The 6,498-nt window shown below is 70.0% G+C and carries 4 protein-coding genes; all 4 read left to right on the forward strand.

The window, feature by feature from the left end; genetic code table 11:
• The first annotated feature begins 50 nt into the window (after positions 1 to 50).
• Positions 51 to 1,421 carry an ABC transporter substrate-binding protein gene (locus tag AB0I52_RS17805; protein ID WP_363073548.1) on the forward strand — a complete coding sequence of 457 codons (1,371 nt, stop codon included), beginning with the start codon at positions 51 to 53 and terminating at the stop codon, positions 1,419 to 1,421.
• Between the two features lie 4 nt (positions 1,422 to 1,425).
• Positions 1,426 to 2,850: a sugar ABC transporter permease gene (locus tag AB0I52_RS17810; RefSeq protein ID WP_363073550.1), complete on the forward strand. Its 1,425-nt coding sequence runs from the start codon at positions 1,426 to 1,428 to the stop codon at positions 2,848 to 2,850.
• Positions 2,847 to 3,782, forward strand: coding sequence for a carbohydrate ABC transporter permease (locus AB0I52_RS17815; protein WP_363073552.1), 936 nt, complete (start codon positions 2,847 to 2,849; stop codon positions 3,780 to 3,782). The genes AB0I52_RS17810 and AB0I52_RS17815 overlap by 4 nt, the downstream gene beginning before the upstream one ends.
• A gap of 404 nt (positions 3,783 to 4,186) precedes the next feature.
• A complete protein-coding gene (locus AB0I52_RS17820) occupies positions 4,187 to 6,361 on the forward strand; it encodes a bifunctional glycosyltransferase family 2 protein/CDP-glycerol:glycerophosphate glycerophosphotransferase (protein ID WP_363073554.1) in 2,175 nt (724 codons plus the stop codon).
• Positions 6,362 to 6,498 lie beyond the last annotated feature (137 nt).

The following is a 6,498-nucleotide window of genomic DNA, read 5'->3' on the forward strand; positions in this document are numbered from 1 at the left end:
AAGTCCGACGGTGCCGGTCGGTGCAAGCGCACAGGAGAGACGGGGCAGGAATGCGCACAACGCTTCGGATTCGCAGAGCCGCCATGGTTTTCACAGCCATCGGCGCACTGGCCCTCACCGGCTGCGGCGACGGCGGTGACGGCGGAAAGAGCAAGACCGACGGGGGCGGCTCCGAAGGAAGCAAGGACAAGGCGTCGAGCGTCGTACTGCCGAAACTGGACGGCGAGAAGATCTCCGTCGCGGCGGTGTGGACCGGCCCGGAACAGGCCAACTTCGTCAAGGTGCTGAAGGAGTTCGAGAAGCGCACGGGGGCGACGGTCACCTTCGTCCCGGCGCAGGACCCGATCGTCAACTTCCTCGGTACGAAGATCGCCGGCGGCCAGCCGCCGGACGTGGCGATGATCCCGCAGGTCGGCGCGATCCAGCAGGCCGTCGCGAAGAAGTGGGCGAAGCCGGCCGGCGCCGAGGCGAAGGCCCAGCTGACCAAGAACTACTCCAAGGTCTGGCAGGACCTGGGCGCGGTGGACGGCACCCAGTACGGCGTGTACTTCAAGGCCGCCAACAAGTCCCTGATCTGGTACAACGCCAAGGCGTTCGAGAACGCGGGCGCGTCGGAGCCGAAGACCTGGAAGGACTTCCTGGCGACCGCCGAGACGGTGTCCGCCTCCGGCGTCACCCCGGTCTCGGTCGCCGGCGCGGACGGCTGGACGCTCACCGACTGGTTCGAGAACATCTACCTGTCCCAGGCGGGTCCCGAGAAGTACGACCAGCTGGCCCAGCACAAGATCAAGTGGACGGACGGGTCGGTCAAGGACGCGCTGACCACGCTCGGGCAGCTCTTCGGGAAGCCCGCCCTGATCGCGGGCGGCGCCGACGGCGCGCTCCAGACGGAGTTCCCGGCCTCGGTCACCCAGACGTTCACCGGCGGTGACCAGCCCAAGGGCGCGATGGTCTTCGAGGGCGACTTCGTCGGCGTCAACATCGCGCAGACCAAGGCCAAGATCGGTACGGACGCCAAGGTGTTCCCGTTCCCCGCGGTCGGCGCCGAGTCGCCCGTGGTGACCGGCGGGGACGCGGCGGTGGCCCTGAAGGACAGCAAGGGCGCCCAGGCCCTGCTGACCTGGCTGGCCTCCACCGACGCCGCGAAGATCTGGGCCGAGCAGGGCGGGTTCATCTCGCCCAACAAGGCCCTGGACGCCACCGCGTACCCGAACGAGGTGCAGCGCACGATGGCCAAGGCGCTGATCTCGGCCGGGGACGCCGTCCGGTTCGACATGTCCGACCAGGCCCCGCAGTCGTTCGGCGGGACGCCCGGCAAGGGTGAGTGGAAGACCCTCCAGGACTTCCTGAAGAGCCCGAAGGACATCGCGGGGACCCAGGCCAAACTGGAGTCCGACGCGGCCAAGGCGTACAAGAGCTGACGGGATGACGACAGCCGCAGCGGGGGGCGCCGACGAGGCGCCCCCCGCCGACACCCAAGCCCGCGGCGGGACCTCGGTACCCGCCCCCAGAGAGCCCGGCCCCGGGCAGCTGCCCACTCGCAAGGTGCCCAGCCGCAAGAGCGTCACCGGCACCCGCAGGGTCATCGCGGCGCTCTTCCTGCTGCCCGCGCTGGTGCTGCTCGGCGCGCTCGTCGTGTATCCGATCGTGTACTCCGTCTACCGGTCGTTCTTCGACCAGGCGGGGACCGGGTTCGCCGGACTCGACAACTACAAGGCGCTGTTCTCCGACGACACCATCCGTACCGCGATCAAGAACAACGCGATCTGGGTCGTCCTCGCACCGACCGTCTCCACCGTCCTCGGCCTGATCTTCGCCGTGCTGACCGAACGGATCCGCTGGGGCACGGCGTTCAAGCTGATCGTCTTCATGCCGATGGCGATCTCGATGCTCGCCGCGGGCATCATCTTCCGGCTGGTGTACGACCAGGCACCGGAGCGCGGGGTCGCCAACGCCGTATGGGTGGGCGTGCACGACACGTTCTCCGAATCGGCGGGCTTCCCCAAGGCGCATCCGCTGCCCGTCCACCCGCTCAAGGCGGCCGGCGGCGGGTCCTTCGTGACCAAGGTGCCGGTCCGGGCCGGGGAGCCGGTCCAACTGCCCCTGGTCGGGGTACTGCCCGCGAAGATGCCCACCGACGCGAAGCCCGCACGGGTCCCCGCGGCGGTGAACGACGGGAGGATCACCGGCACCGCCTGGCTGGACTTCACCCAGGGCGGCGGCGGCAAGCCCAACGTCATCGACCCCAAGGAGCTCGGCCTCAAGGGCATCAAGGTCGAGGCCGTCAAGGACGGCGAGGTGGTCGCCTCGGCCACCGCGGGCGCCGACGGCACGTTCACCCTGCCCGCCGCGGCGGACGGGGCCGAACTCCGGCTCCCTGAGTCCAACTTCAAGGAGCCGTACAACGGGGTCGACTGGCTCGGGCCGACCCTGGTGACCCCCGGCATCATCGGCAGCTACGTCTGGATGTGGGCGGGCTTCGCCATGGTGCTGATCGCGGCCGGGCTGGCGGGCCTGCCGCGTGAACTCCTCGAAGCGGCGCGGGTCGACGGGGCCAACGAGTGGCAGGTGTTCCGCCGGATCACGGTGCCGATGCTCGCCCCGGTCCTCGCGGTGGTGCTGGTGACGCTGATGATCAACGTCCTGAAGGTCTTCGACCTGGTCTTCATCATCGCGCCGGGCTCCTCGCAGGACGACGCGAACGTACTGGCGCTCCAGCTCTACCGGTCCTCGTTCGGCACGGACGCGGACCTGGGGATCGGCAGCGCCATCGCCGTACTCCTGCTGCTGCTGGTGGTCCCGGTGATGCTCTTCAACATCAGGCGGATAAGGAAGGAGGGGCGCCGATGACGACACCCTCGGCCACGGCCCCGCCCGCCGGGGCGGACGACGCCCCGGACACCGGCACGGACACCGGCACGCCGAAGGCCCGGCGCTCGCTCAGCGCCCGGATCGCGGCACGGGCCGGCGGCGGCGTGATGCGGGTCGTCCTGGTCCTGGTGGCCCTGTTCTGGCTGATGCCCACCATCGGGCTGCTGCTGTCCTCGCTGCGCAGCCCGGACAGGATCGCGGCGACCGGCTGGTGGAAGGTCTTCACCGTCCCGTCCCAGCTGACCTTCGACAACTACTCCCGGCTGCTGCACAATTCGACGATCACCGATTCGCTGTTCAGCACCATCATGATCACCGTCCCGTCGACCGTCCTGGTCGTGGTGATCGGCTCGCTCGCCGGATACGCCTTCGCCTGGATGGAGTTCCCCGGCCGCGACTGGTGGTTCCTGGTGGTGGTGGGGCTCCTGGTGGTCCCGGTGCAGGTCGCGCTGATCCCGGTCTCCAAGCTGTTCGGCACGGTCGGCATCTTCGAGACGACCTTCGGCGTGATCATCTTCCACACCGCGTTCGGCCTGCCCTTCGCGATCTTCCTGTTGCGCAACTTCTTCGCGGAGATCCCGCGGGAGCTGCTGGAGGCCGCCCGGCTCGACGGGGCGGGTGAGATCCGGCTCTTCACCCGGGTCGTGATGCCGCTCGGCGGTCCCGCGATCGCCTCGCTCGGGATCTTCCAGTTCCTCTGGGTGTGGAACGACATGCTGGTCGCACTGATCTTCGCGGACTCCGGTTCGCCGCCGATCACGGTCGCACTCCAGCAGCAGGTACGGCAGTTCGGCAACAACATCGACGTCCTGGCGCCCGGCGCCTTCGTCTCGATGGTGATCCCGCTCGCGGTGTTCTTCGCCTTCCAGCGCCAGTTCGTCTCCGGCGTCATGGCGGGCGCGGTCAAGTAGCCGCCGGGGCGCGATCCACGCCCTCCCGGCTCATGCGCGTCAATGCGGGGCAGTCCGGTCGACGACCATGGGCTGCCCCGTCCGCGTGCCCGGGGGTGTCACGGTCCCGGCGCCCCCGGGATGTCCAAGGTTCGCTTAAGAGCGTGGGTAGTATGATAAGTGGGGCCTTCATCAGCCGCGCGGTCGACCACATCGACGGCAGAGTGTTGTGTCTGCCGGTTCCGGCCGGAATATCCGCGTCCGTGTCCATCGATCGGATGGCTCGGCCGACCGGCCGCCCCACCGGGGCCCGACCTGCCCGCCTCCCCGACCGTCGCACCGTTGTCAGCCCCCTGCCCGTCCTGCTGAGCGCTCCGCAGTAATCTGTGTGCGCCCCAGTACGCACAGTCCGAGAAAGAGTCTGTATGCCCCGGCTGAGTGTCATCATCCCCGTCCGCCGCGCCCGGGGAAGTCTGCGCGAGTGCCTGGAGTCGGTGCTCTCGCAGTCGTTCACGGACATCGAGGTCATCGGTGTGGATGACGGCGCTCCGGACGGTTCGGGACTGGTGCTGGACGAGTTCGCCGCCCGCGACAGCCGGGTCCAGGCGATCCACCTGCCCGAGGGCTCGGGAGCCCACGGCCGGCGCAACGCCGGGGCGGAGCGGGCCACCGGGGACTACCTCCTCTTCCTCGAGGGGCACTACATCCACCTGCCCGGCGCGCTGCAGGACATCGCGGACCGGCTGGACTCCACCGACGAACCCGATGTGCTGGTGTTCGGCCACCGCAAGCGCCCGTTCCGCGGCAAGACCCGGATGACCCGGTCGCTGGAGCTGCTCAGCGCCATGCCCGCGGGCCCGCACACCCTCGCCGCCCGCCCCGGCCTCCTCGACATCGCGCCGGTGTCCTGGAACCGGGCGGTGCGCCGCACCCTCGCCGAGAGCGAGAGCCTGTCCTTCGGCCCCGGCCAGCACGGTGAGCGCATGTACGCGCTGAAGACACTCGCCGTCGCCGGTTCGGTCGCCACGCTGGGCACCGCCTGTGTCGAGCACCGCCAGCAGCGCTATCTGCCCGGCCTCGCGGACGAGGCCGAGCCGACGACCGGCACGACGCCGCTGGAGCTGGTCGACGCCTACGCGGACCTGATGACCTTCGTCGAGGCGCGCCCGGCCCTGAACCCCGTGCGCGAGCTGCTCTTCGACCGCGCCGTCCAGGAGCTCCTGGCCGCGTACCCGATGGTGACGAAGCGCCGCAGGCAGTACGTCAGCGCCGTCGCCTCGTTCCACAGCGCCCACCGCCCCGACGGCTTCACGTTCCCGGGCGGCGCCAAGGGGCTCCGGCCGCAGCTGATGGGCGGCGGGAAGTACGCCGCGCTGGGCGCCCTGGACACCGCGCTCGCCACCCGGCGGGGCCTGCGCACGGCCCCCGGCACGGCGCGCGCCAAGGCGAAGAAGTCGTTCACCGCGCGTTACTACAAGGCGCAGCGCAAGCTTCCGCTGGACCCGAAGCTCGCCGTCTACGCGGCCTACTGGAACCGCGGCGTGAGCTGCAACCCCGAGGCGATCTACCGCAAGGCCCAGGAGCTGGCCCCCGATGTGCACGGGGTCTGGGTGGTGTCGAAGAACCAGGTGGACACACTGCCGAAGGGCATCGACTACGTGGTGCCCGGCACCCGCCGCTACTGGTCGGTGCTGGCCCGTGCCACGTACTTCTTCAACAACGTCAACTTCGCCGACCACCTGGTCAAGCGCCCCGGCCAGATCCACGTGATGACCCACCACGGCACCCCGCTGAAGATCATGGGGATGGACCAGCAGAACTATCCGGCGGCCGCGCAGGGGCTCAACTTCGACCGGCTGCTGAAGCGGGTCGACCGGTGGGACTGGAGCGTCTCCGCCAACCCGCACTCGACCGAGGTGTGGTCCCGCGCCTACCCGAGCGCCGCGCGCTCGCTGGAGACGGGCTACCCCCGCAACGACGTCTTCGCGACGGCGACGCGGGAGCAGATCGACAAGATCCGCGAGGGACTCGGTATCCGTCCCGGACAGCGCGCCCTGCTGTACGCGCCCACCCACCGCGACTACGAGGCCGGCTTCACCAGCCGCCTCGACCTGGCGCGGTTCTGCGCGACCGTGGGCCCGGACACCGTGGTCATGGTGCGCGCGCACTACTTCTACGGCGGCGCCGGACTCCCCGAGGACCCGTCGGTCATCGACGTCAGCGACCACCCGCGGATCGAGGACCTCTGCCTGGCCGCCGACGCGCTGATCACGGACTACTCGTCGGTGATGTTCGACTACGCCCACCTGAACCGCCCGATCGTGGTGCACGCCCCGGACTGGGAGACGTACCGCACGGTCCGCGGTGTGGTCTTCGACCTGCTCTCCGGCAAGCCCGGCGAGACCCCGGGTGCCGTCGCGACGACCACGGACGAGCTGGCGCGGGCGTTCACCGACGGCGGCTGGGACAGCCCCGCGAACGAGGCGCTGCTGAAGGCGTTCCGCGAGCGGTTCTGCCCGTACGACGACGGCCGCGCCGCGGAGCGCGTGGTGCGCCGGGTCCTGCTGGGCGAGGAGCCCCAGGCCTCCGGAACGGCCTGATCCGCCTGTTCATGCCGAGGGGCCCGTCACCGGAACGTTCCGGTGACGCCGCGTCCGCCTCCTCGTTGCGCCAGTAGCCCTCGACCGGGGTCCGGCCGAGGTTGACCAACTCCCCTATCGCGGCCGCGCCGTTGAGC

This window comes from Streptomyces sp. NPDC050423 (genome assembly GCF_040655445.1).
In the GTDB taxonomy this organism is placed as follows: Bacteria; Actinomycetota; Actinomycetes; order Streptomycetales; family Streptomycetaceae; genus Streptomyces.

What these genes read in the sequence shown, in the direction of transcription:
- AB0I52_RS17805 (WP_363073548.1), top strand. Translation starts at nt 51, where the DNA reads ATGCGCACAACGCTTCGGATTCGCAGAGCCGCCATGGTTTTCACAGCC.
- AB0I52_RS17810 (WP_363073550.1), top strand. Translation starts at nt 1,426, where the DNA reads ATGACGACAGCCGCAGCGGGGGGCGCCGACGAGGCGCCCCCCGCCGAC.
- AB0I52_RS17815 (WP_363073552.1), top strand. Translation starts at nt 2,847, where the DNA reads ATGACGACACCCTCGGCCACGGCCCCGCCCGCCGGGGCGGACGACGCC.
- AB0I52_RS17820 (WP_363073554.1), top strand. Translation starts at nt 4,187, where the DNA reads ATGCCCCGGCTGAGTGTCATCATCCCCGTCCGCCGCGCCCGGGGAAGT.